21 protein-coding genes are annotated in these 23,685 nt (G+C 66.7%); 3 read left to right on the top strand and 18 right to left on the bottom strand.

Annotated elements, in window-relative coordinates:
* Positions 1-107: 107 nt before the first annotated feature.
* Positions 108-821: a LexA family transcriptional regulator gene (locus tag DBV14_RS10800; protein ID WP_124459181.1), complete on the bottom strand. Its 714-nt coding sequence runs from the start codon at positions 819-821 to the stop codon at positions 108-110.
* 69 nt (positions 822-890) lie between these two features.
* Here DBV14_RS10800 and DBV14_RS10795 point away from each other — a divergent pair, with 69 nt between their 5' ends.
* On the top strand, positions 891-1,136 hold the full coding sequence (locus tag DBV14_RS10795) for a helix-turn-helix domain-containing protein (RefSeq protein WP_124459180.1): 246 nt from the start codon (positions 891-893) through the stop codon (positions 1,134-1,136).
* Positions 1,137-1,373, top strand: coding sequence for a hypothetical protein (locus tag DBV14_RS10790; protein WP_124459179.1), 237 nt, complete (start codon positions 1,137-1,139; stop codon positions 1,371-1,373). It abuts the gene before it with no gap.
* On the opposite strand, the gene DBV14_RS10785 is transcribed toward DBV14_RS10790, so the two are convergent.
* From DBV14_RS10785 to DBV14_RS10740, 10 genes are all read right to left on the bottom strand, one after another.
* Positions 1,324-1,827 carry a hypothetical protein gene (locus DBV14_RS10785; protein WP_124459178.1) on the bottom strand — a complete coding sequence of 168 codons (504 nt, stop codon included), beginning with the start codon at positions 1,825-1,827 and terminating at the stop codon, positions 1,324-1,326. The two genes, DBV14_RS10790 and DBV14_RS10785, sit on opposite strands and share 50 nt — an antisense overlap.
* Positions 1,828-1,874: 47 nt before the next feature.
* Positions 1,875-3,896, bottom strand: a complete 2,022-nt coding sequence (locus DBV14_RS10780; RefSeq protein WP_124459177.1) for an ABC-F family ATP-binding cassette domain-containing protein — start codon at positions 3,894-3,896, stop codon at positions 1,875-1,877.
* 170 nt (positions 3,897-4,066) lie between these two features.
* Entirely contained in the window at positions 4,067-4,945 is an 879-nt protein-coding gene (gene prmB / locus DBV14_RS10775) for a 50S ribosomal protein L3 N(5)-glutamine methyltransferase (protein WP_124459176.1), read from the bottom strand.
* A 121-nt stretch (positions 4,946-5,066) separates the two neighbouring features.
* Positions 5,067-6,245: a succinyl-diaminopimelate desuccinylase gene (dapE, locus tag DBV14_RS10770; protein ID WP_124459175.1), complete on the bottom strand. Its 1,179-nt coding sequence runs from the start codon at positions 6,243-6,245 to the stop codon at positions 5,067-5,069.
* Positions 6,246-6,270: 25 nt separating this feature from the next.
* Entirely contained in the window at positions 6,271-7,419 is a 1,149-nt protein-coding gene (locus tag DBV14_RS10765; RefSeq protein WP_124459174.1) for a PilT/PilU family type 4a pilus ATPase, read from the bottom strand.
* A 91-nt stretch (positions 7,420-7,510) separates the two neighbouring features.
* Positions 7,511-8,344, bottom strand: coding sequence for a 2,3,4,5-tetrahydropyridine-2,6-dicarboxylate N-succinyltransferase (gene dapD / locus DBV14_RS10760; RefSeq protein ID WP_124459173.1), 834 nt, complete (start codon positions 8,342-8,344; stop codon positions 7,511-7,513).
* A gap of 43 nt (positions 8,345-8,387) precedes the next feature.
* Positions 8,388-9,626: a succinyldiaminopimelate transaminase gene (gene dapC / locus DBV14_RS10755; RefSeq protein ID WP_124459172.1), complete on the bottom strand. Its 1,239-nt coding sequence runs from the start codon at positions 9,624-9,626 to the stop codon at positions 8,388-8,390.
* 111 nt (positions 9,627-9,737) lie between these two features.
* Positions 9,738-10,376 carry a LysE family translocator gene (locus DBV14_RS10750; RefSeq protein WP_124459171.1) on the bottom strand — a complete coding sequence of 213 codons (639 nt, stop codon included), beginning with the start codon at positions 10,374-10,376 and terminating at the stop codon, positions 9,738-9,740.
* A gap of 35 nt (positions 10,377-10,411) precedes the next feature.
* Complete coding sequence (argA, locus tag DBV14_RS10745; RefSeq protein WP_124459170.1) at positions 10,412-11,758, bottom strand: amino-acid N-acetyltransferase; 1,347 nt, start codon at positions 11,756-11,758, stop codon at positions 10,412-10,414.
* A 40-nt stretch (positions 11,759-11,798) separates the two neighbouring features.
* Positions 11,799-13,769 (bottom strand): AAA family ATPase, encoded by a 1,971-nt coding sequence (locus DBV14_RS10740; protein ID WP_124459169.1) that lies wholly within the window; start codon positions 13,767-13,769, stop codon positions 11,799-11,801.
* A 507-nt stretch (positions 13,770-14,276) separates the two neighbouring features.
* Between DBV14_RS10740 and hrpA the strand changes: the two genes are divergently transcribed.
* A complete protein-coding gene (gene hrpA, locus DBV14_RS10735; protein ID WP_260396954.1) occupies positions 14,277-18,059 on the top strand; it encodes an ATP-dependent RNA helicase HrpA in 3,783 nt (1,260 codons plus the stop codon).
* Positions 18,060-18,104: 45 nt separating this feature from the next.
* Here the strand turns inward: hrpA and DBV14_RS10730 are convergent, their stop codons facing one another.
* The 7 genes from DBV14_RS10730 to lptF form a co-directional block, all read right to left on the bottom strand.
* Entirely contained in the window at positions 18,105-18,263 is a 159-nt protein-coding gene (locus DBV14_RS10730; protein ID WP_124459167.1) for a DUF3309 family protein, read from the bottom strand.
* A gap of 168 nt (positions 18,264-18,431) precedes the next feature.
* The gene (locus tag DBV14_RS10725) at positions 18,432-18,812 is read right to left on the bottom strand and encodes a rard protein (RefSeq protein ID WP_124459166.1); all 381 of its coding nucleotides are present in this window, start codon (positions 18,810-18,812) and stop codon (positions 18,432-18,434) included.
* A gap of 34 nt (positions 18,813-18,846) precedes the next feature.
* Positions 18,847-20,019, bottom strand: a complete 1,173-nt coding sequence (locus DBV14_RS10720; RefSeq protein WP_124459165.1) for a pyridoxal phosphate-dependent aminotransferase — start codon at positions 20,017-20,019, stop codon at positions 18,847-18,849.
* Complete coding sequence (locus DBV14_RS10715) at positions 20,016-20,957, bottom strand: CysB family HTH-type transcriptional regulator (protein ID WP_124459164.1); 942 nt, start codon at positions 20,955-20,957, stop codon at positions 20,016-20,018. Before DBV14_RS10715 ends, DBV14_RS10720 begins: the two co-directional genes overlap by 4 nt.
* Positions 20,958-21,020: 63 nt before the next feature.
* Positions 21,021-21,419 (bottom strand): sirohydrochlorin chelatase, encoded by a 399-nt coding sequence (locus tag DBV14_RS10710; protein WP_124459163.1) that lies wholly within the window; start codon positions 21,417-21,419, stop codon positions 21,021-21,023.
* Between the two features lie 2 nt (positions 21,420-21,421).
* Positions 21,422-22,531, bottom strand: coding sequence for an LPS export ABC transporter permease LptG (lptG, locus tag DBV14_RS10705; RefSeq protein ID WP_124459162.1), 1,110 nt, complete (start codon positions 22,529-22,531; stop codon positions 21,422-21,424).
* On the bottom strand, positions 22,528-23,667 hold the full coding sequence (lptF, locus tag DBV14_RS10700; protein ID WP_124459161.1) for an LPS export ABC transporter permease LptF: 1,140 nt from the start codon (positions 23,665-23,667) through the stop codon (positions 22,528-22,530). Before lptF ends, lptG begins: the two co-directional genes overlap by 4 nt.
* Positions 23,668-23,685 lie beyond the last annotated feature (18 nt).

Here is a 23,685-nt window from a genome sequence, read left to right as displayed (position 1 = left end):
AGGGAGGATCAGAGGAATGCAGGCCACAGGGAGAGCCATGACTATCTCTCGTGAACCTGTGCGCAACCTGACCTCGCATCGCCCGGTTCAAGATTTCCGGCCGCGGTTCAGTCTTCGTCTTCCCACTTGCCGACGACGGTGCCGAGCACGGTGAAGGCCGTGCGTATCGGCTCGTGCTTCGGGTTCAGCGGCAGCAGCCAGCGGCGGCCGTCGTCTTCCTTGTAGACCTTGAAGGTGATCTCGTCGCCTTCTTCGAGCCGCGCAATGACGCGCTCACCGTCTTCGGGCGTCTTGAGCTGCGTGTCCACGAAGATGATCGAATCGGCGCGGTAGCTTTTCAGTTGCCCGCTGGGCGAGGTCATGCTGTCGCCGCGCACGCGCAGCGCAAAGCTCTCGCGGCTGTGGTGGGCAATGCAGGGAATCCATCGCTCGGCGTCGGCAAACTGCTTGCCGGCCTTTTCCCAGTTGGCCGCCTGCTGCCACGAAATGAGCGGCAGGGTGTCGGGCGTGCCAGGCGTGAAGCGGGGCGTTTCCGGCGGGATGTGCGCAACGCGGTAGACGCCGTGCGGCTCGTTGGCGTTGTCGCGCGCCGAGCGGATCTGCACCGGGTCCCAGGGGGCCGGGCCGTCGCCGGTGTCGAGCCAGTTGGGGTCGGCGCGGTAGACGCGGGCCAGGGCCAGCAGGCTCATGGTCCGGCTGGTGTCGCCGCGCTCGATCTTCGAAATGCTGGACTGCTTGACGCCGGACGCCGCCTCGGCCTGACGCTGGGTCAGCTTGGCGTGTTTGCGTGCGGCTTTGGCGCGGGCGGCAATAGTCTCCATAGGAGGGCGATTTAAGCCTACGCGAATATTACCCTTAGACTAGCGAATATAAAAAAGGGAGTATTTGCCATGAAGCCACGCGAGTTGGTGCTGGCGTTGAGGGCCATGGGGCTCACGCAGAAGCAGATTCAGGAGCGCACCGGGATTTCGCAGCCCACGGTGAGCAAGATCGGATTGGGTCGGGTCAGCGACGTCATGTCGCGCCACTACCTTGCGCTGCTGAACGCCTACGAGCAAGGGCTGAAGGAGCAGACGGTCGGGCCCGGGCCTGCGCTGCGTCCTCCCGGCATCTGGCCCCGCCTCAACAATGACTGAGTGCGGCGCCGCCCGTCTCCGTCGGGCCTGTGGCTCGACCGCGCGCTGTGCGTGCTGCTGGCGTTGCTGTCTTTCGCGGCGCTGATCTACGGGTTTCTGGCGGCAAGCCCGGGCATCGTGGGCGGTGGCGCCTTCGGGCTGGCCGGCGCGCTGGCCGCTGGAATGGTGCTGTGCGACAGCGAGTCGCTCAGGCGCTCGCGTGCGCTCCGGGCGGCGCGAGAGCGAGAGTGGCGCTGACGCGCACGCAGTCCTTGATGTGCTGCTCGCCCAGCGCGCGCAGGGCCGCGTAGCCGAGCGCGGCGGACACCAGTTGCCCGGCAATCGGCACGTATTTGGTGGCCTGCTTGGCGGTGAGGCGCACGCCGGCGTGGCGGGCCAGCCGGATCAGCAGGTCGCGCGTGACGAGCCGCCCGACCAGCAGAGCGCCGACGGTGGTGGCGGCCTTCTGGATGCGCTCGCGCTGGTGCGGCGCGAGCTTTTCGACCTGGGTGACCGACAGGCCGAACTCGGCGCTGATCTGCGGCACCAGCCGCGAGAGCAGCGCCGCGTCGGCCGCCCAGTCGATGCCGGGCAGCGGTATCGCGCTGGCCGCGGCCGCCATGAGGGCCTTGCGGCCGATCAGGCGACGGGCCCGATGGACCGCCGCGATCAGCTTTTCGTCGCCGTTGGCGAGGTCGATGGCAGATGGCATGCGGCGGGGTCCTTTGGCGGGTTGCTGCGGCGCTGGGGGCGGCCGCGTCAGGCGGTCAGTGCTTCCAGTTGATCCGACAGGGCCAGCCAGCGTTCCTCGAGGCGGCCGATTTCGTCGTTCAGCGCCTTCAGCCGCTTGCCGGCTTCGGCAATCTCGGCCGGCGGCAGCGGCTGCGCCAGCCGTGCCTCGAGCGCAGTGCGCTCGGTGCCGGCGGCGGCCATGCGCTCGTCGATCTGGGCGATTTCGCGCTTGATCGGCTTGGCCTGGTCGTTGCGCTGCTGGCGGTCTTGCGCGTCCTGCTTGCGTTGCTGCGGGTTCTTGTTCGCGTCGGTATTCGATGCCGCCGCGGCGGGTGCCTTGGCCGCGACGGCTGCCGCGGTTTCGATGGCATTGGCCGCATCGCGCACCGCCACCTTGGCTTCTTCGCGCAAGCGCTTGGCTTCGTCCAGCAGGTAGCGCTGGTAGTCGTCCAGGTCGCCGTCGAAATCGGTGACCACGCCGCGGCCCACCAGCCAGAACTCGTCGCACACCGAACGCAGCAGCGCACGGTCGTGGCTCACCAGCATCAGCGTGCCTTCGAACTCGTTGAGCGCCACGGCCAGGGCTTCGCGGGTGGCAAGGTCCAGGTGGTTGGTGGGCTCGTCGAGCAGCAGCAGGTTGGGGCGCTGCCAGACCATCATGGCCAGCACCAGGCGGGCTTTTTCGCCGCCGCTCATGGTGCCGACCGGCTGCTTGACCATGTCGCCGCTGAAATTGAAGCTGCCCAGGAAGCCGCGCAGGGCCTGTTCGCCGGTGGCTTCCTTGGCGTTGCTGCCCAACTCGCGCGCCATGCGCACCATGTGTTCGAGCGGGTTGTCCTGCGGGCGCAGCACGTCGAGTTCCTGCTGTGCGAAGTAGCCGATGTTCAGGCCCTTGCCCTCGGTGACTTCACCGGCCAGCGCGCCCATTTCGCGCGCGATGGTTTTCACCAGCGTCGACTTGCCCTGGCCGTTGGCGCCCAGGATGCCGATGCGCTGGCCCGCCAGCACCGAGCGGCTCACGCCGCGCAGGATGGTCTTGGGCTCTTCGTTTTCTATTTCGTATCCGAAGCTCGCATTGGCGATCGAGAGCATCGGGTTGGGAATGTTGCCCGGCTCCTTGAACTCGAAGGTGAAGTCGGCTTCGGCCAGCAGCGGCGCCACTTTTTCCATGCGCTCCAGCGCCTTGACCCGGCTTTGCGCCTGCTTGGCCTTGCTGGCCTTCGCCTTGAAGCGGTCGATGAACTTCTGCAGGTGAGCAATCTTGTCCTGCTGCTTGCTGAAGGCCACCTGCTGCTGCTCCATCTGCAGCGCGCGCATGTCTTCGAACTTGCTGTAGTTGCCGCCGTAGCGCGTGAGCTGGGCGTTGGCGATGTGCAGCGTGACGTCGGTCACGGCGTCGAGAAACTCGCGGTCGTGGCTGATGACGATCATGGTGCCGGCGTACTTCTGCAGCCAGGCTTCGAGCCACACCAGGGCGTCCAGGTCCAGGTGGTTGGTGGGTTCGTCGAGCAGCAGCAGGTCGCTCGGGCACATCAGCGCGCGGGCCAGTTGCAGGCGCATGCGCCAACCGCCCGAGAAGCTGTTGACGGGGCCGTCGAGCTCGTGCGACTTGAAGCCCAGGCCCAGGATGAGCGCCTGCGCGCGCGGCACGGCGTCGTGCTCGCCGGCGTCGGCCAGGTCGGTGTAGGCGTGAGCCAGTTCCATGCCGATGTCGGCGTCGTCGGGGTTTTCGGCGTAGGCGGCCTCGATGGCGGTGAGCGTGGCGCGCAACTCGGTCAGCCGGGTGTCGCCGCCGACCACGAAGTCGGTGGCCGAATCCTCGGTTTCGGGCATGTCCTGCGCCACCTGCGCCATGCGCCACTGCTTGGGAATGTAGAAGTCGCCGCCGTCTTCGTGCAGCGTGCCGTTGAACAGTGCGAACAGCGACGACTTGCCGGCACCGTTGCGCCCCACCAGGCCGACCTTTTCGCCGGGGTTGAGGTTGACGGTGGCGCCGTCGAGCAGTTTCTTGGCGCTGCGGCGAAGAATGACGTTTTTGAGAGTAATCATGAAATAGGAACCGTAGGGGCGATTATCCCGTCCAGCCCTTGGCGGCCTGGCGCGAAGGGGCAAAGGGAGACACCACCCGATGAAGGGGGACTGCAGCCGGGGCTGCGAGAACGCGGCGGAAAGGGGCTTGGGCGGGCGCAGCTAACGCACGCCGGCACCGGCAACCACCGTCATGGCGGGGTGAGCGACGCAAGGGCTGCGCGGGTCACGAGCAGCACCTGGTCTTCGCCGGCAGAGGTTTCGAGCCACACCACTTCCAGCTGCGGGAACGCGGCCTCGAAGTAGTCGCGCTCGTTGCCGATTTCCAGCACCAGCACCGCCTGCTCGCTCATGCGCGAAGGCGCATCGGCAAACAGCTGGCGCACGAAATCCATGCCGTCGGTGCCGCCGGCCAGCGCCAGCTCGGGCTCGGCCCGGTATTCGGCGGGCAGGGCGGCCATGCTCGCGCTGTTCACGTAGGGCGGGTTGCACAGCACCAGGTCGTAGGGGCCAGCCAGCTTGTCCAGGCCATCGGACTCGACCAGCTTCACGCGCGCATCGAGTTCGTGCCGCGTGACGTTGATGGCGGCCACTTCAAGCGCCTCGACCGACAGGTCGGCGGCCTCCACCGTCACGTCCGGGTAGGTCAGGGCCGCAATGACGGCCAGGCTGCCGTTGCCGGTGCACAGGTCGAGCACGCGCTGCGTGTGCGGGCCGAGCCAGTAGTCGATGCTGCCATCGGCAATCAGCTCGGCAATGAAGCTGCGCGGCACGATGGCGCGTTCGTCCACGTAGAAGGGCACGCCTTGCAGCCAGGCCTCTTTCGTGAGGTAGGCAGAAGGCTTACGGGTGGCGATGCGTTCGTCGAACAGCGCGGCCACCTTGTCGGCATCCGCCGGCGAGACGGCGCGGTCGGCCACCGCGTCGATGTCGTCCAGCGGCAGCTTCAGGCGCCACAGCACCAGCCAGGCGGCCTCGTCGAAGGCGTTGGCGGTGCCGTGGCCGAACGCCACGCCGGCGTCGGTCAGGCGCTGGGCGCCGGCTTCGATGAGTTGAATGACGGTGTTCATGGATTTGCGCCTTCCCCTCCCGGGGAAAGGTTGGGATGGGGGCGGGCAGAGCGCTCGATGGATGCGCCGCTTGCCCCCACCCCGGCCCTCCCCGGCGAGGGGAGGGAGAAAGACAAGCGCTTCATGCCTTGCCGAGCAGCATGTCGAGCCGCTCCAGCGTGCGCACGTAGATGTTCTTCAGCGTCTCGATCTCGGCCACGTCGATGTGCTCGTCGATCTTGTGGATGCTGGCGTTGACCGGGCCCAGTTCGACCACCTGCTTGCAGATCTTGGCGATGAAGCGCGCGTCGCTGGTGCCGCCGCTGGTCGACAGCTCGGTCTCGATGCCGGTTTCTTCGCGGATGGCGCCTTGCACCGCGACCACCAGTTCGCCGGGCGTCGTCAAAAAGGGCAGGCCGCCGACGGTCCAGGCCAGCGTGTAGTCGACGCCGTGCGCGTCGAGCACGGCGTGCACGCGCTGCTGAAGCGACTCGGGCGTGGACTCGGTCGAGAAGCGGAAGTTGAAGTCGATGACCGCATCGCCCGGAATCACGTTGCTGGCGCCGGTGCCCGAATGGAAATTGCTGATCTGCCAGCTGGTCGGCTGGAAGTACGCGTTGCCCGCGTCCCAGCCGCCGGCCGTGTTGATGGCCACCAGTTCGGCCAGCGCGGGCGCCACCGAATGCACCGGGTTCTTCGCCAGGTGCGGGTAGGCGATGTGGCCCTGCACGCCCTTCACGGTGAGCTTGCCGCTCATGGTGCCGCGGCGGCCGTTCTTGATCATGTCGCCGCAGCGCTGCACGGCGGTGGGCTCGCCGACGATGCAGTAGTCGATGACCTCGCCGCGCGCGGCCAGCGCATTGCACACGATGACGGTGCCGTCGACGCCGGGGCCTTCTTCATCGCTGGTGAGCAGCAGCGCCAGCGTGAGTCGGGGTTCGGGCGTGGCCTGCAGGAATTCCTCGATGGAGGTCACGAAGGCGGCCACCGAGGTCTTCATGTCGCAGGCGCCGCGGCCGTAGAGCTTGCCGTCGCGGTGCGTGGGCGTGAACGGGTGGCTGGTCCACTGCTCGAGCGGGCCGGTGGGCACCACGTCGGTGTGGCCGGCGAACACCAGCGTCTTGCTGCCCGTGGCGTTGGCCGGACGGCGCACCGCCCACAGGTTGGTCACGCGAAAATCGGCCGGGCCGCTTTCGATGGTTTCCAGCGTGAAGCCCAGTTGCGCCAGCCGTTCGCCGAGGATCTGTTGGCAGCCCGCATCGTCGGGGGTGACGGAGGGGCGCGAGATGAGTTGTTCGGCGAGCTGGAGCGTGCGGGACATCGGAGAAAAGCCGGTAAGGCTGGGTTCAGAACTTCACGTCGAGCGTGATGTCGGTAAAGGTGGGCTCGTCGACCTGGTCCGTGAGGTTGCGGTCGTCGACTTGCGGCTTGGGCGCGGCGCGGTTCTGCAGGCGCCACAGCAGGTTGGTGGGCGAGTCGGCCTGGGCCAGGCCTTCTTCGCGCGTCACGCGCTCCTCGATGACGAGGCGTGCAATGTCTTCTTCGAAGGTCTGCGAGCCTTCGGCCATCGATTGCACCATGGCTTCCTTGACGGCTGAAAAGTCGCCTTTTTCGATCAGCTCGGCCACCAGCGCGGTGTTGAGCATGACCTCGAGCGCCGGCACGCGCGCGCCGGCCGGCGTGCGCAGCAGCCGCTGCGACACCACGGCGCGCAGGGCCGAGCCCAGGTCGCCGAGCAGGGTGGGGCGCACTTCGACCGGGTAGAAGCTCAGGATGCGGTTGAGCGCGTGGTAGCTGTTGTTGGCGTGCAGCGTGCTCACGCAGAGGTGGCCCGACTGCGCGTAGGCAATCGCGGCGCTCATGGTTTCGCGGTCGCGGATTTCGCCGATCTGGATCACGTCGGGCGCCTGGCGCAGCGCGTTCTTCAGCGCGACCTGCAGCGACACGGTGTCGCTGCCCACGTCGCGCTGGTTCACCAGCGATTTCTTGTTGGTGTACGTGAACTCGATGGGCTCTTCGACCGTGAGGATGTGGCCGCTGGCGTTCTCGTTGCGGTAGTCGAGCATCGAGGCCAGCGTGGTGGTCTTGCCCGCGCCGGTGGCGCCCACCATCAGGATCAGCCCGCGCTTTTCCATGATGAGCGTCTTCAGGATGTCGGGCAGGTTCAGCTCCGAGAAGCTGGGAATGCGCGAGGCGATGTGCCGCACCACCACGGCGTAGCTGCCGCGCTGGCGCATGGCGCTGATGCGGTAGTTGCCGGCGCCTTCGAGGGCGATGGCCACGTTGAGCTCGCCCGTCTTTTCCAGTTCCTGGATGCGCTCGGCGGGCACCACTTCGGACAACAGCGCCAGCGGCGCCGCCGGCGGCAGCACCTGCGCGTTGATGGGCACGCAGTTGCCGTTGATGCGGATCTGCACCGGGGAGTGAGCCGAGAGATAGATGTCGGAGGCCTTGCGCTCGGCCATCAAACGAAGAATTCGCTCCATCATGTTCATCGGTCTCTCTCCTCGGGTCTGTTGTTTTCTAACGGGACAAGGCAGGGGGCTGTGCTGCGAATCGACCGGGTGGCCGATCGATCGATCGCGATCAGTCGCGCAGCAGGTCGTTCAGGCTGGTCTTGGAACGCGTCTGCGCATCGACCGTCTTGACGATGATCGCGGCGTAGGTGCTGTAGTCTTGGCCCGACTTGGTCTTCTTGGGCAGGTTGCCGCTGATCACCACGCTGCCCGAGGGCACGCGGCCGAACGAAATCTCGCCGGTGTCGCGGTTGAAGATGGGGGTGCTCTGGCCGATGTACACGCCCATGCCGAGCACGGAGTTTTCTTCGATGACCACGCCTTCGACCACTTCGGAGCGGGCGCCGATGAAGCAGTTGTCTTCGATGATGGTCGGGCCGGCCTGCAGCGGCTCGAGCACGCCGCCGATGCCGACGCCACCCGACAGGTGCACGTTGGCGCCGATCTGTGCGCACGAACCCACGGTGGCCCAGGTGTCGACCATGGTGCCTTCGCCCACGTAGGCGCCGATGTTCACGTACGAGGGCATCAGGATCGCGCCCTTGGCGATGAAGCTGCCGCGGCGGGCCACGGCCGGCGGCACGATGCGCACGCCCGATTCCTTCAGCTCGCCGGCCGACAGGTGCGAGAACTTAGTCGGCACCTTGTCGTAGAAACCGAGCGAGCCGGCTTGCATCTGCTCGTTGTCCTTCAGGCGGAACGACAGCAGCACGGCCTTCTTGATCCACTGGTGCACGGTCCACTTGCCGACGCTTTCGCGGGTGGCCACGCGCAGCTTGCCGTTGTTGAGTTCGCTGATGACGTGCTCGACGGCGTCGCGCACTTCGGCGGGCGCGGAGGCGGGCGAGATGTTGGCACGGTCTTCCCACGCGGCGTCGATGGTCTGTTGCAGTTGCTGTGTCATGAAGAAAGTCTCGGGTGAAAAATGGGGCAGGGAAGCGGTGCGATCAGCGGCGGCCGTCTTTGACGAAGCGGACGATGCGCTCGGCGGCCTCGACGCACTCGGCGGTTTCGGCGACCAGTGCCATGCGGATGCGGCCTCTTCCAGGGTTTCCGGGGTTTCCGGGTTTCGCAGGGACGGCACCACGCGCCGTGTCACGGGCCAGATAGCTCCCCGGCAGAACCGTGACATTGTATTGAGCGTAGAGCGCGCGGGCGAAGGCTTCGTCGTCGCCAGCCCACACTTGCGGCACGCCGGCCCAGAGGTAGAAACTGGCGTCGGGCAGGCGCACGTCGAGCACCGGCTCGAGCAGCGGCGTGACGGCCGCGAACTTGGCGCGGTACTGGGCACGGTTGTCGACCACATGGGCCTCGTCGCCCCAGGCCGCGATGCTGGCGCCGGCCACGGTGCCGCTCATGGCGCTGCCGTGGTAGGTGCGGTAGAGCAGGAATTTCTTGATGATGGCCGCGTCGCCGGCCACGAAGCCGCTGCGCAGGCCGGGCACGTTGCTGCGCTTGGACAGCGAGGTCAGTGCGATCAGGTTCTTGAAGTCGGGTCGGCCGAGCTTGGCCGAGGCTTCCAGGCTGCTGAGCGGGGGCTCGTCGCGGAAGTAGATCTCGCTGTAGCACTCGTCGGCCGCGATCACGAAGCCGTGGCGGTCGGACAGCTCGAACAGCTTCTTCCATTCGTCCATGGCCATGACGGCGCCCGTGGGGTTGCCCGGCGAGCAGACGAACACCAGTTGCGTGCGCGCCCAGATCTCTTGCGGCACGCTGTCCCAGTCGACCGCGAAGTTGCGCGACGGCACGCTGGGCACGTAGTACGGCTCGGCGCCCGAGAGCAGCGCCGCGCCCTCGTAGATTTGATAGAACGGATTGGGCGACATCACCACCGGCTGGGGCGAAACGGTGGCGTCGACCACTGTTTGCGCGAGCGAGAACAGCGCCTCGCGTGAACCATTGACCGGCAGCACCTGCGTGGCCGGATCGAGCGCCAGGCTGTAGCGGCGCTTCAGCCAGTCGGTGAAGGCGGTGCGCAGTTTCAGATCGCCGGCGGTGGCCGGGTAGGCGGCCAGCGAGCCGAGGCTGGCGCTGAGTGCTTCCTTGATGAAAGCCGGCGTCGCGTGCTTGGGCTCTCCGATGCCCAGGCTGATGGCGGGGAATTCGGGGTTGGGCGTGACGCCCGCGAACAGTTGCTTCAGCCGCTCGAAGGGATAGGGCTGCAACCTGGAAAGCAAGGGATTCATGCCCGGGATTATCGGTGACACCTGTTACCGCTTCCGGCGAAGCGGCTACTGACAAATGTCGGTGTCGTGGCGCCTGCCGACCGCATGGGCCGGTCGGCCGGGCGACGGATATCAGGTCGCGCTGCGCCGGTAGAAGGCCAGCGAGCCGGCCAGCGCCAGCAGCATGCCGCCGCAGGCGCGGTCGATCCAGCGCGTGGCCGACACCGTCAGCAGCCGGATCGCGCGGGCGCCGACGAAGGCATAGGCGAGCATCACGAGCATGTCGAGGCCCGCGAAGATCAGTGCAATCACGATGTACTGCGGTGCCTGAGCGGCCGAGGGGTCGATGAACTGGGGCAGCAGCGCCGAGCAGAAGATGTAGCCCTTGGGGTTGGTCACCGCCACCAGGAACGACTTGAAGAAGATGCGGCGGCTTTCACCCGCGCTGACCGACGCGGCGGCATCGGCGGCCGGCAGCTGGAAGCCGCCCTTGGAGCGCAGCATGCGCAGGCCGAGCCAGGCCAGGTAGGCCGCGCCGACCCACTTCAGCGCGCCGAACCAGAACTCCGACGCCGCCAGCAGCGCACCCAGGCCGAGGGCCACCGCGCCGACCAGCACGAAGTCGGACAGCACCGCGCCGAGCATGCCGGGCAGCGCCCGCCGCACGCCGTGCCGCGAACCGTTGCTGAGCGCCAGCAGCACCGTGGGGCCGGGCGTGGCGATGGCGGCGAAGGCCACGATGGCGAAGAGCAGGGCGGTGGCGAGCGTCATCGGGGCGGTCTCCTTCGTCGGGGTTCAGCGGTTCGTCAGATCTTCTTGACCAGCACCTGGCTCTTGCGGTCCCAGTTGTACTTGCGCTTGCGGGCCTCGGGCAGCCAGTCGGGGTTGACCTGCTGGAAGCCGCGCTTGAGGAACCAGTGCATGGTGCGCGTGGTGAGCACGAAGATGCTCTCGAAGCCCATGGCCTTGGCGCGGTGCTCGATGCGCTTGAGGATGCGTTCGCCGTCGCCCTGCGACTGCGATTGCGGCGACACCGTGAGCGCGGCCATTTCGGCGGTCCTGGCCTCGGGGTAGGGGTAGAGGGCCGCGCAGCCGAAGATCACGCCGTCGTGCTCGATGACCGTGTAGTGGCCCACGTCGCGCTCGATCTCGGTTCGGTCGCGCTTGACCAGCGTGCCGTCGCGCTCGAAGGGCTCGATCAGCTGCAGGATGCCGCCGATGTCGTCCACCGAGGCTTCGCGCAGGCTCTCGAGCTTCTCGTCGATCACCATGGTGCCGACGCCGTCGTGCACGTACACCTCCAGCAGCAGCGAGCCGTCGAGCGCAAAGGGCAGGATGTGGTTGCGTTCCACGCCGGCCTTGCAGGCCTTGACGCAGTGCTGCAGGTAGAAGGCGGTGTCGGTCGGGCGCTGCGGCGGCGGCAGCGAGGCCAACAGCTTTTCGGCGGCGTCCAGCGGCAGCTCGGTGTCGATCGGGTTGTCCTCGCTCTCGGGCAGCTCGCTGTCCATGCGGATGCCCGGGATTTCGGTCAGGAAGATCAGCTTGTCGGCCTGGATGGAAATGGCGACGCTGGTGGCCACCTCTTCCATCGTCAGGTTGAAAGCCTCGCCGGTGGGCGAAAAGCCGAAGGGCGACATGAGCACCATCGCGCCGAAGTCGAGCGTGCGGCGGATGCCGGCCGCATCGACCTTGCGCACCAGGCCCGAATGCTTGAAGTCGACGCCATCGACCACGCCCACGGGGCGCGCGGTAATGAAGTTGCCCGAGATGACGCGCACCGTCGAGCCCGCCATGGGCGTGTTCGGCAGGCCCTGGCTGAAGGCGGCCTCGATCTCGTAGCGCAACTGGCCGGCGGCCTCTTGCGCGGAGTCGAGCGCCACGGCGTCGGTGATGCGGATGCCGTGCGAGTACTGAGCCTGGTGGCCCTTGGCGGCCAGCTGCTCGTTGACCTGCGGGCGGAAGCCGTGCACCAGCACGATCTTGACGCCCATGCTCTGGATCAGCGCCAGGTCTTGCGCGATGTTCTGCAGCTTGCCGGCCGCGATGGCCTCGCCCGCGAGCCCGACCACGAAAGTCTTACCGCGGTGCGTATGGATGTAGGGCGCGACCGAGCGGAACCAGGGCACGAAGGTGAAATTGAAGACGGTGGACATGGGGCGTGATTGTGCATTCTTGAAGCGTGTTTTGCCTGACTCAGGCCAGGGCCTTGAGCACCCGGGCCGCGCGGGCCCGCGAAGCCGTCGCCGGCACCGGTTTCGGGGTGCCCGCCACGTGCGCGCGGAAGTCCGCCAGCAGCGCGGCGTAGGCGTCGGTCGACTCGCCGGCCACGGGCGCCGGCAGGCCGAGCATGGCCGCCAGTTCGGCGGGCGCGATGGAGCCTTCGCGCATCAGCGCGTCGACCACCGCCATCAGCGCGGGCGTGTGCGTTTTCAGCAGCGCCAGGGCGCGCGCATGGGCCTCGGCCAGCAGGGCCTCGATCTCGGGGTTGGTGGCCGCGAGGTCGGTGTTGAGGTTGTCGTTCGCGTCGTTGGCCACGTCGGTGCGGCTCAGGCGCGTGCCGAAGGCAAAGTGGCGCACGTACTGCGCGGCGTTCGACGTTGCCTGCATGAAGTCCTGCGAGGCGCCCGAGGTGCAGGCCTGCTCGCCGAACACGAGCTGCTCTGCGGCACGGCCCGCGAGGCTCACGCAGATGCGGTCGCGCAGGTTTTCCTTCGACCAGGTCTTGCGCTGCTCGTAGCTGTTGTAGCCGCCTTCGAACGAGGCCACGTTGATCTTGATCTCTTGCGGCGCGCGGCCGAACAGCAGGCCGTAGACCACGCCGTGGCCGGCCTCGTGCACGGCGAGCAGGGCGCGAAAGTCTTCGCTCGAACGTTGCTTGAGGCGGTTCAGCTCCAGCGAAATCGGGAACTGTCGCCGGGCCTTGCGGTATCGGGCGGCAATGCAGGACACGCCCGCGTCGAGCGTCAGCCACACCGGCTCGCTGCCGTTGGCGCCTTGCTCCAGCGCCCACAGCGCGGCATTGACCAGCGTGGCGCTCAGGATCGCGTGGATTGACGAGAACAGCGGGCGCGTGCCCTGCGCCGGGAACACGGCGTTGGCGTAGATCTGCTCGTACACGCTGGCGTCGAGCACGAAGCGCACGCCCGAGCTTTCCTGGATCTCGCTCACGTAGCGGTCGCAGATCGACAGGATCAGCCGCACGTAGGTCGCGCGGTTGAACGACGGGTAGATCGCGTGGTTGTTGCCCAACCGCGCGATCTGCTCCGGGCGGAAGCGCTCGGCCAGTGCCTTCTTGACGTCGATGACCGAGAGCTTCTTCGTCAGCGCATGGAAGATGTCGGCGTCGGTGTCGCAGTCTTCGACGCGCTGCGCCGTCTCGGCGTACATCTCGTCGAGGTTGCCAGAGACGAACACCAGCAGCTTGCTGTAGTCGGTTTCCCAGCTTTGCTGCGTGTCGCGGAAGGTGCGCAGGCGCGCATGCACCTCGGCCGGCTTCCAGGCCATGATCTGCAGCAGGGTTTCGGAGAGCTTCAGGCAGCGCTTCACTTCCTGCGCCTCCCAGGGCGAGAGGTGCAGCTTGCGCTTCTTGAGCTTCTTCTTGTCGGCGGGGCCGTCGCGGTCTTGCTCGTACTCGGCCTGCGCGAGCGACGATTCGATCTCGCCCAGCATCGACAGCGCGGGCGGCAGGCGGCCGTCGGACAGCAGCGCCCACACGTCCTGGTAGCGCTCCACTTTGGCGTCGTGGCCGTTGCCGTCCACGGTGCGAAAACGCTGGAACTCGTCGAGCACCAGGATGCCCGGCGTGCCCTCGGCAATGCCCGACTCGGCCAGCATGGCCGAGATGGAGCCGCGGCTGTGGTAGCCCGAGCCGTGGCTGAAGCCGTCCATCTGCACTTCGATGAAGCGGTCGTAGAAGCCCAGGTGCTGCGCGAGCTTGCGCACCAGCTGCGTCTTGCCGGTGCCGGTGAGGCCCCAGAGGCAGACGATGACGGGACGGCTGATGAGCTGGGGCAGCACATACCAGGCGCGCAGCGAATCGATCACGCGGTCGATGATGTCGTCGATGCCGAAGAGCTCGGTCTTCAGTGCCTCGGCGACGGTCTGCAGGTGCCGCGTGCGCTCGGACAGCTCGGCATGCAGGTTGGAATGAATGTCTTTGGACATGGTTTTTCTTGTGGTCTTGTGAAACAGACAGGTACGAAAAAGCGGCCGTTCCTTCGAAACGAAGGGCACGGCAGGCAGACGCTGTGAGAGGTCGGTTGCGGCGCTTCCAATGTCTGAAGCGCGCACGAGGGCGCGGGCTTCAGGCCGGGCGAGGCAACTTGACCCCGCCATGCGCTATGAGCGCACGGCATGCGCGGCGGCTGCGCGACGCGGTGGGGGTAAAGAGGCAGGACATGGATGCGATCCTAGCGGCGGCTTGCGGTAGAGTAAAGACTATTTACACCGCGCGTTGCACCCGGGCGCCGTACTGTGGGAGCTGTGCAACAACGGCGGTGCGCGCCGATAATCGACGGTTTGCCTGCTGGCCCGCCCACCTCCGCGTGCATATCCGCCTTGCCGCGTGCGACCGACGACGACTGCCTTCCCTTGACGACCACGACACCTTCCGCCCCTCTGCGCATCGAATTCCCCGAATCGCTTCCTGTCTCGGGCAGGCGCGACGAAATCATGGCCGCCATATTGGCGAACCAGGTCGTGATCGTTTGCGGCGAAACCGGCTCGGGCAAGACCACGCAGTTGCCGAAGATCGCGCTGGCCCTGGGGCGCGGCAAGCTCAACGCAGAGCCTGGCAAGGGCCGGCTCATCGGCCACACGCAGCCGCGCCGCATTGCCGCGAGCTCGGTGGCCAAGCGCATCGCCGAAGAGCTGAAGACGCCGCTGGGCGACGTGGTCGGCTTCAAGGTGCGCTTTCAAGACAGGCTGAGCCGCGATGCGTCGGTGAAGCTCATGACCGACGGCATCTTGCTGGCCGAGACGCAGACCGACCCGCTGCTGAAGGCCTACGACACGCTGATCATCGACGAGGCGCACGAGCGTTCATTGAACATCGACTTTTTGCTGGGCTACCTGCGCGAGATTCTTCCGCGCCGGCCCGACCTGAAGGTGATCGTGACCTCGGCGACCATCGACGCCGACCGCTTCGCGCAGCACTTCGCCTCGGCCAAGGGGCCGGCACCGATCATTTATGTTTCTGGCCGCACCTTCCCGGTCGAGCAACGCTACCGCCCGTTCGAGGAATCGCGCGAGCACGACCTGAACGACGCGATTGCTGATGGCGTCGATGAACTCTGGCGCGATCCGCACAACGCGGGCGACATCCTCGTGTTCCTGCCCGGCGAGCGCGAAATCCGCGAGGCTGCCGACCACCTGCGCCGCCACCTGAGCCACCAGCCGCTGTTCCGCAACGCCGAAGTGCTGCCACTGTTCGCGCGCCTGTCGGGCCCCGAGCAAGACCGCATCTTCGACAGCCACACAGGCCGGCGCATCGTGCTGGCCACCAACGTGGCTGAGACCTCGCTCACCGTGCCGGGCACCCGCTACGTGATCGACACCGGCACGGCGCGCGTGAAGCGCTACAGCTTCCGCAGCAAGGTCGAGCAGTTGCTGGTCGAGCCGATCAGCCAGGCCGCGGCCAACCAGCGCGCCGGCCGATGCGGTCGCGTGGCGAACGGCATCTGCATCCGGCTGTACGACGAGAAAGATTTCGAAGGCCGTCCGCGCTTCACCGATCCGGAAATCCTGCGTTCGTCGCTCGCCGGCGTCATCTTGCGGATGAAGTCGCTGCGGCTGGGCGACGTGGCGCGCTTTCCGTTCCTGGAGGCACCGTCGCCGCGCGCCATTGCCGACGGCTACCAGCTGCTGAACGAACTGGGCGCGGTCGACGACGCCAATGAGCTCACGGCCACCGGCGCCGAGCTGGCCAAGCTGCCGCTCGACCCGCGCGTGGGCCGGATGATTCTGGAAGCCCGCACGCGCGGCGCGCTCGAAGAAGTGCTGGTGATCGCCTCCGCGCTCAGCGTGCAGGACGTGCGCGACCGGCCGATGGAAGCGCAGCAGCAGGCCGACCAGGCGCACTCGAAGTTCGACGACGAGAAGAGCGAGTTCAGTGGCTACCTGCGGCTGTGGAAATGGATTGGCGACGCGCGCGGCGGCCACGGCGACACCCACAAGCTGAGCAACCGCCAGTACGAGCAGTTGCTGCGGCAGAATTTCATCAACATCCGCCGGGTGCGCGAATGGCGCGACATCCACTCGCAGCTGCTCACCGTGGTGACCGAGCACAAGTGGCGCATCAATGCCGAGCCTGCGGGCTACGAGCCGCTGCACCTGTCGATGCTCGCCGGCCTGCTGGGCAACGTCGGCTGGAAGCTGGAAGACGACGAGGCCTACCTCGGCGCGCGCGGCATCAAGTTCTACAAGCACCCGGGCGCGCATCTGAAGAAGAAGCCGGGCCGTTGGATCGTGGCGGCCGAACTGGTCGAGACCACGCGGCTCTTCGGGCGAGGCATCGCCAACATCGAGCCGCAGTGGCTGGAGCAGGTTGCCGGCCATCTGCTGAAGAAGCAATTGCTCGACCCGCATTGGGAGAAGAAGGGCGCGCAGGTCTCGGCGCTGGAACGCGCCACGCTGTATGGGCTGGTGGTCTACAGCGGGCGCCGCGTCGATTTCACCAAGGTCGATCCGGTGGCGGCGCGCGAAATCTTCATTCGCGAGGCGCTGGTCGGCGGGCAGTGGGAAAGCAAGTTCCCGTTTCTCACCGCCAACCGCAAGCTGGTGCGCGAGGTCGAGGGGCTGGAGCACAAGTCGCGCCGGCAGGACGTGCTGGTCGACGACGAACTGATCTTCGCCTTCTACGACGCGCAGCTGCCCGCCGACGTGGCGAGCGGCATCACCTTCGAGAACTGGTATCGCCACGCCTCGAAGGAGCAGCCGCGCCTGCTGTACCTGACGCGCGACGAGCTGATGCGCCACCAGGCCGCGGGCATTACCACGCAATCGTTCCCGGCCACGATGCGGCTCGGCGGTGTCGATTGCGCCGCCACCTATCTGCACGAGCCCGGCGACGCGAAGGACGGCCTGACGGTCAGCGTGCCGCTGTTCGTGCTCAACCAGGTGAGCGAAGAGCGCTGCGAGTGGCTGGTGACGGGCATGCTGAAGGACAAGATCCAGGCGCTGCTCAAGAGCCTGCCGCAGCGCCCGCGTTCGCGGCTGGTGCCGCTGCCGGAGTCGGCTTCGAAGCTGGCCGAGGCGCTGTCGGTGCCCGAGTTGTTCGGCGCGGGCTCGCTGACCGACGTGCTGCTCAAGCGCGTGCGCGACATGACGAGCATCGACGTCAAGCGTGCCGACTTCAAGCTCGACATGCTGCCGCCGCACATGTTCATGAACCTGCGCGTGATCGACGAGCACGGCCGCCAGCTCGGCATGGGGCGCAATCTTGGTGCGCTGAAGGCCGAGCTTGGTGCGCAGGCACGCGGCGCGTTCCAGGCGCTGGCGGGGCTCAACGTGAAGGCGTCGCCGGCGCCGAAAGCCGCGGCAACCGGCGAGGGACAGGCGCCCGCGAAGAGCGCCGCGCCCGAGAAGGCCACGCCTGCCTTGCCTGCTGGTCAACGCTACACGACATGGACCTTCGGCGAACTGCCGGAGCTGATGGAGGTGCGGCGCGGCGCGCAATCACTGATCGGCTTCCCGGCGCTGCGCGACGAAGGCGATGCGGTGACCATCGAGGTGTTCGACGAGCCGGCGGTGGCCGCCGCGAAGCACCGCGCCGGCCTGCGGCGCCTGTTCGCGCTGCAGCTGAAGGACGCGCTCAAGTACCTGGAAAAGAACGTTCCCGATCTGCAGAAGATGTCGGTGGCCTACATGCCGCTGGGCACGTCGGAAGAGCTGCGCACGCAGATCATCGACGTGGCGATCGACCGCGCGTTCCTGCAGGAGCCGTTGCCGACCGACGAGTTCGCCTTCAAGCGGCGGCTCGAAGAAGGGCGCGGACGGCTCACGCTGATCGCCAACGAGGTGGCCCGGCTCGCATCGACCATCCTCGTCGAGTACGCGGCCGCCGCACGCAAGATCAAGGACACGAAGATCCAGCCCGACGCCGTGCAGGATGCCGCGCAGCAGTTGCAGCGCCTGGTCGGCAAGCGCTTCATTGCCGATGCACCGTGGACGCAGTTGCAGCACTTTGCGCGCTACCTCAAGGCCATCGTGCTGCGGCTCGACAAGCTGCGCGCGGACCCGGCACGCGACACCGCCAAGCTGGCCGAACTGCGGGCGCAGGAGCAGCGCTACTGGCGGTTGGTGGCGGAACGCAAGGGCGTGGTGGACGACCGCATGCTCGAATTCCGCTGGCTGCTCGAAGAGCTGCGCGTGAGCTTCTTCGCGCAGGAGCTGCGCACGCCCCAGCCGGTGAGCGTGAAGCGGCTGGACAAGGCCTGGGCACAGTTGCAGGCATGAAAAAGCCCGCGGCAAGCGGGCTTTTTCATTGGGCGGGCCAGGGCGCTATATGCGGCCCATGAGCACGAGGACGACGACGATCAGCACGATGAGGCCGAGGCCGCCGCTGGGACCGTAGCCCCAGGACCGGCTGTAGCCCCAACTCGGCAGCGCGCCGATCAATATCAGGATCAGGACGATCAGCAGAATGAACGAGAGGGACATGGTGTGCTCCTGGGGCGTTTGTTGTGATGAGCTTCGATGCTCCACCTCCCGGGGCGCCTGAAGCGCCGGAGAGCCGCCCCTCCGGCGGTCAGGACAGTCCTACCGCCAGCGTCGGCGCTTTGCCGGTGCGGCTGCAAGCGGGGGCAGTACCCTGGCGCTCGATGCGGCTCAATGCCGCGAAAGCAGTTGCTCGGTCAGCAGCGTGCCGGCAGCGGCGAGCACGAGGCCCGCTAGCAGGAAGCCGATGGCCCACAGCGTAGACACCAGGGCCCGTCGCCAGGGGCGCGTGCGAAAGAAATAGAGCGGAATGCCCAGCAGCGGAAAAACGCCGGCGAGCAGCGCGGAGCGGCCCGGCGGGATCACGCCGCGCGCCAGCCCATCGGCCCGGCACCACGCGTAGCAGAGCGCGCCGATGAGGAAGGCGTGGGCCACGTCGAGCGCGCTGTAGTCCTTGCCCCGAAGCGGAGGCAGCAGGGCATCGGCCACGCCCGCGACGAGGAACGAGAGGCCCAGCGCCAGCAAGATCCAGCGCGGTCGGTTCATCGTCATGGTGCCGGCGCTGGATTGCCCTGGGGCGGCGGGGTCAGAGCCTGGCGAGCCGGTCCAGTGCCGCGAGCAGGGTCTCGTCCTTCTTGGCGAAGCAGAAGCGCACCACGCGCTGGTCGAAACCGTCGCCGTAGAAGGCCGACAGTGGAATCGCGGCCACGCCGATCTCGCTCGTGAGCCAGAGGCAGAAGTCGGCTTCCGAGAGATCGCTCACCGCGGAGATGTCGACGCACTGGAAGTAGCTGCCTTCGCTGCGCAGCAGCTTGAAGCGCGTTTTTTCGGCCAGGCCGGCGGCGAACAGGTCGCGCTTGCGCTGGTAGAAGGCCGGCAGCTCGAGGTACGGCTTCGGCTCGGCCATGTACCGGGCCAGCGCATGCTGCATCGGCGTGTTGACGGTGAACACGTTGAACTGGTGCACCTTGCGGAACTCGGCCATGAGCGGCGCCGGCGCGGCGACGAAGCCGACCTTCCAGCCGGTGACGTGGTAGGTCTTGCCGAAGCTGCTCACAATGAAGCTGCGTGCCGCGAGGCCGGGAAAACGAGCCACGCTTTCGTGCCGCGCCTGGTCGAAGACCATGTGCTCGTACACCTCGTCGGCGATCACGAACACGTCGGTCGGTGCGAGCAGCTCTTCGAGCTTGCGCATTTCGGCCTCGGTCCACACGGTCGCGCTAGGGTTGTGCGGCGTGTTGATGATGATGGCGCGAGTGCGCGGCGTGAGCGCTGCGGCGATCTTGTCGAAGTCGGGGCGGAAGGTGCCGGGCACCAGCGGCACGCGCACCACGCGGCCGCCGGCCAGGTCGATGTTGGGCACGTAGCTGTCGTAGCAGGGCTCCAGCACGATCACTTCGTCGCCGGGGCGCACGATCGCGAGGATGGCGGTGATGATGGCCTGCGTGGCGCCGGCGGTGACCGTGATCTCGGTGGCGGCGCTGTAGCTGTGGCCGTAGAGCGCCGAGATCTTGGCGGCAATGGCGTCGCGCAGTGCCGGAATGCCCGGCATCGGCGGGTACTGGTTGTGGCCCGCGGCCATGGCGGCGGTCACGTCTTCGAGCAGCTTCGGATCGCAGTTGAAATCCGGAAAGCCCTGGCCCAGGTTGACCGCGTTCTTCTCGGCCGCCAGCGTCGACATGACCGTGAAGATGGTGGTGCCGACAGCCGGCAGCTTGGTGGTGATCTCGGGCGTGCGTGGGGAAAGCACAGTACTCATAGTTCGTAGTCTTGTTGGTGGCCGCTCAGGGCTTTTGCGATCAGGTTGCGGTCGAGCCGGTCGGACAGCAGCTCGGCGAACTTGAAGACGAAGTTGCGCAGATAGGCGCTGCGCTTGAACGCGACCCGCGCGATATTCTGGCCGAACACATGGCCCATCGGGCGCACCACGAGGTCGGCATTCGACTCGTCGCGCACGGCCATCTCGGCCACGATGCCCACGCCCAACCCGAGGCGCACGTAGGTCTTGATCACGTCGGAGTCGATGGCTTCGAGCGCGATGCGCGGCGCCAGCTTCTTCTGTGCAAAGGCGTGGTCGATGCGCGTGCGGCCGGTGAACGACGGGTGGTAGGTAATGATCGGCTCGAGCGCCAGGTCTTCGAGCGAAATGCGCTCCTTGGCGGCCAGCGGATGGTCCTTGGGCAGCACCAGCACGTGCTGCCACTCGTAGCAGGGCAGCGTGACCAGTTCGGCGTAGCCGTCGAGCGATTCGGTGGCGATGCCGATCTCGGCAATTTCGTCGATCACCATGCGCGCCACCTGGTCGGGCGAGCCCTGGTGCAGGCTCACGTTGACCTTGGGGTAGGCCTCGCGCAGGTTGGCCACGGGCACCGGCAGCACGTAGCGCGCCTGGGTATGGGTGGTGGCAATGGAAAGGGTGCCGCTGTCTTGCGCGCTGAACTGTTCGCCGATGCGCTTGAGGTTGCCGACCTCGCGCATGATCAGTTCGATGCTGGCAATGACGTGCTGGCCGGGTTCGGTGACGCGCTTCAGGCGCTTGCCGTGGCGCGCGAAGATTTCGACGCCCAGTTCTTCCTCGAGCTCGATGATGGCCTTGGAAACCCCGGGCTGCGAGGTGTGGAGGGCCTTGGCCGCCTCGGTGAGGTTCAGGTTGCGCCGCACGGCTTCCTGAACAAACTTGAACTGATGCAGATTCATATCAAATTCCGTCTTATTACGGAATTCATTATGCCTTCGGAATCTATCGAAATTGCCGGATGTTCAGGATTTGATGGCAATTCTGGCCATCAGGTCGAGCAGTTCGGGCTCTTCGCCCACGATGGGTGCAAGCGAAAAGCCGATGTCGGGGCGGCTTTCCTGCAGCGCCGCGAGCTGCTGCGGCAGGTCTTCGCGGGCGTGCTTGCCCATGCCCAGGAACAGCGGAACCACGCGGATGGCGCGCGCGCCGCTGGCAATGAGGGCGGCTGCCGCGGTGGGCAGGTCGGGAGCGGCCAGCTCCATGTAGGCGCAGGTCACGCGGGCGTCGGGGGCGTATTGGCATACGCGCGCGGCCACGGCCTCGATGGGCTCGCGCCAGCGCGGGTCGCGCGAGCCGTGCGCCAGCAGGACGATGCCGAGCACCGATCCGGCGGCTGTCTTCGTCGTCGTTGTTGCTGTCATCGTCATCTTCGCAAGACCAGCCAGCTGAAGGCCGTCAACGACATCACCGAATAGATCATTCCCGGCGCGGCCGCCGTGAGCCATGGCGACCAGTTGCTCAGGTTGCCCAGGTAGCCGAACACGTTGTTCAGCAGGAAGAAGCTGATGCCGATCATCACGCCGCCGAACACGTAGGTGGTGATGCCGGCCTGGCGGAAGTGCAGGTAGGCGAAGGGCAGGGCGAGCACCACCATCACCAGGCACGAGAGCGGATAGAACACCTTGCGCCAGAACTCGATCTCGTAGCGCTGCGCGGTCTGTCCGTTGGCGTCCAGGTGGCGGATGTAGTCGAACAGGTCGATGGTGCTCATGCGGTCGGGCCGCAGCAGCGCAACCGACACCATCTCGGCCGTCAGCGAGGTGGGCCAGTCCATGGTGGGGACCCGGGTGGTGGTGATGCGCGCGGTGTCGGTCTTGCCGCGCGTGTCGTAGTCCTGCTGCTCGATGTCGGACAGCACCCAGTGTCCGTCCTGGATGCGCGCGGTGGTGGCCACCAGCTGCTTGCTGACGAAGCCGTTGGGGTCGAACTCGAAGATGCGTGCGCTGCGCAGCTCGCCGTTGCGCGAAATGGCGAGCACGTTGACGGCATAGGACATGTCGCCGCGCTTTTCCTTGAGCCAGGCCCCGGTGTTGCCGACGAACGAGTAGGTGCCCTGGTAGCGCGACTTGAGCAACTGGCCCGTGCGGCCCGAGATGGGGGCGATGTAGTCGCCGATGGCGAAGGTCAGGATGACGAAACCCATGCCCAGCAGCAGCAGCGTGCGCAGCGCCCGCCAGGGGCCCAGGCCGCTGGTGCGCAGGATGGTGTATTCCGAGCTCTGCGCGAGCCGTGCCATCACGAAGATGCAACCGATCAGCACGGTGATCGGCAGCAGTTCGTAGAGATGGTTCGGGATCATCAGCGTGACGTAGATGAGCGCCTGCATCGGCCCGTAGGCCAGGCTTTCGGGCCGGCCGACGGACTGCAGTTCGTCGACGAAGTCGAAGAAGAAGAACAGGCTCAGGAAGCCGAGCGTCACGAAGGCCACGGCCTTCAGTGCCTCGACATAGATCAGGCGTCGGATGGTTTTCACGAGGGGTCGATCTTGGAAGGCTGGAAGGCGTGCGGCGAAGCCGGGCCCGCGGCGGGGCGCAGCGTCTTCTTGCGGCTCCAGTTGTTGTTGCGCAGGGTCAGCCACGCGACGCCGGCCAGGAACACGCCGCCGTGCAGCAGGAGCATGAACGAACCCAGGCCATAGCGGCCCGAGCTGACCCAGCTCTGGCCGAGGTTGAGCATGTTGTAGTAGAGGATGAAGGCGAAGAGCGCCAGGATCAGGTTGCCGCTGCGGCCCACGCGCGGGTTGCCGCTCGACACGGTGAGCGCCAGCAGCACGAAGTTGACGGCGGCCAGCAGCATGCCGATGCGCCAGCCCAGCTCGCCCACGTTGGCGTTGCTGGGGTCGCGCAGCAGTGCCAGCGTGCTCAGGGCGCGCGACGGCGTGGTGCTGTCGGTCATGCCGGCGTTGCCGCCGGCGCGCGTGCCGTAGGTCTTGAATTCGCTGATCTTCAGGCCCTGGGTCGGCAGGAAGGGGCGTTCCAGCCGCTGGCCGTTTTCCAGCAGCAGGTAGCGGGTGCCGTCGATGTTGTCGATGTGGCCGCTGCGCGCCGAGGTGGTGACCTGCTGGCGGGCTTCCTGCGCCCAGATGAAGACGTTGGTGGCGTTGGCGTCGTTGGGCGAGTCTTTATCGACGAAGAACACGCGGATGCGCCCCGACGACTCGCGGAACTCGCCGGGCGTGACGCGCTCGATGTCGCTGCGCTGCTCGTATTGCTGGCGCATGCCCATGGTCTGCGAGTTGGCCCAGGGCCAGCCCACCAGCGCCATCACCGTGATCAGCAGCAGCACCGGCCATGCGAAGCGGAACAGCGGCTTGACGAAGTCGACCAGCCCGCGGCCGCTGGAAAACCAGATCACCATTTCGCTGTCGCGGTACATGCGCGAGAGCGTTCCGACGATGGCGATGAACAGGCTCAGGCTCAGGATGGTCGGCATGTAGCCGAGCACCGTGTAGGCCATCACGAGGAACACCTCCTGCGGATTCACACTGCCCTTGGACGCGAGCCCGAGGGTACGGATGAGCATCATGGTCATCACGATGGTGACCAGAACCACGAGGGTCGCTCCGAAGCTGCGCGACAGCTCCTTGCGTAGGGAAGAATGGAATAACATCGTTCGAGGAAAAAAAGG

The sequence above is a fragment of the Variovorax sp. KBW07 genome (genome assembly GCF_003852515.1).
GTDB lineage: Bacteria > Pseudomonadota > Gammaproteobacteria > Burkholderiales > Burkholderiaceae_C > Variovorax.
Note: the sequence above shows the minus strand (reverse complement) of the source record. Positions and strands in the feature narration are given on the sequence as shown.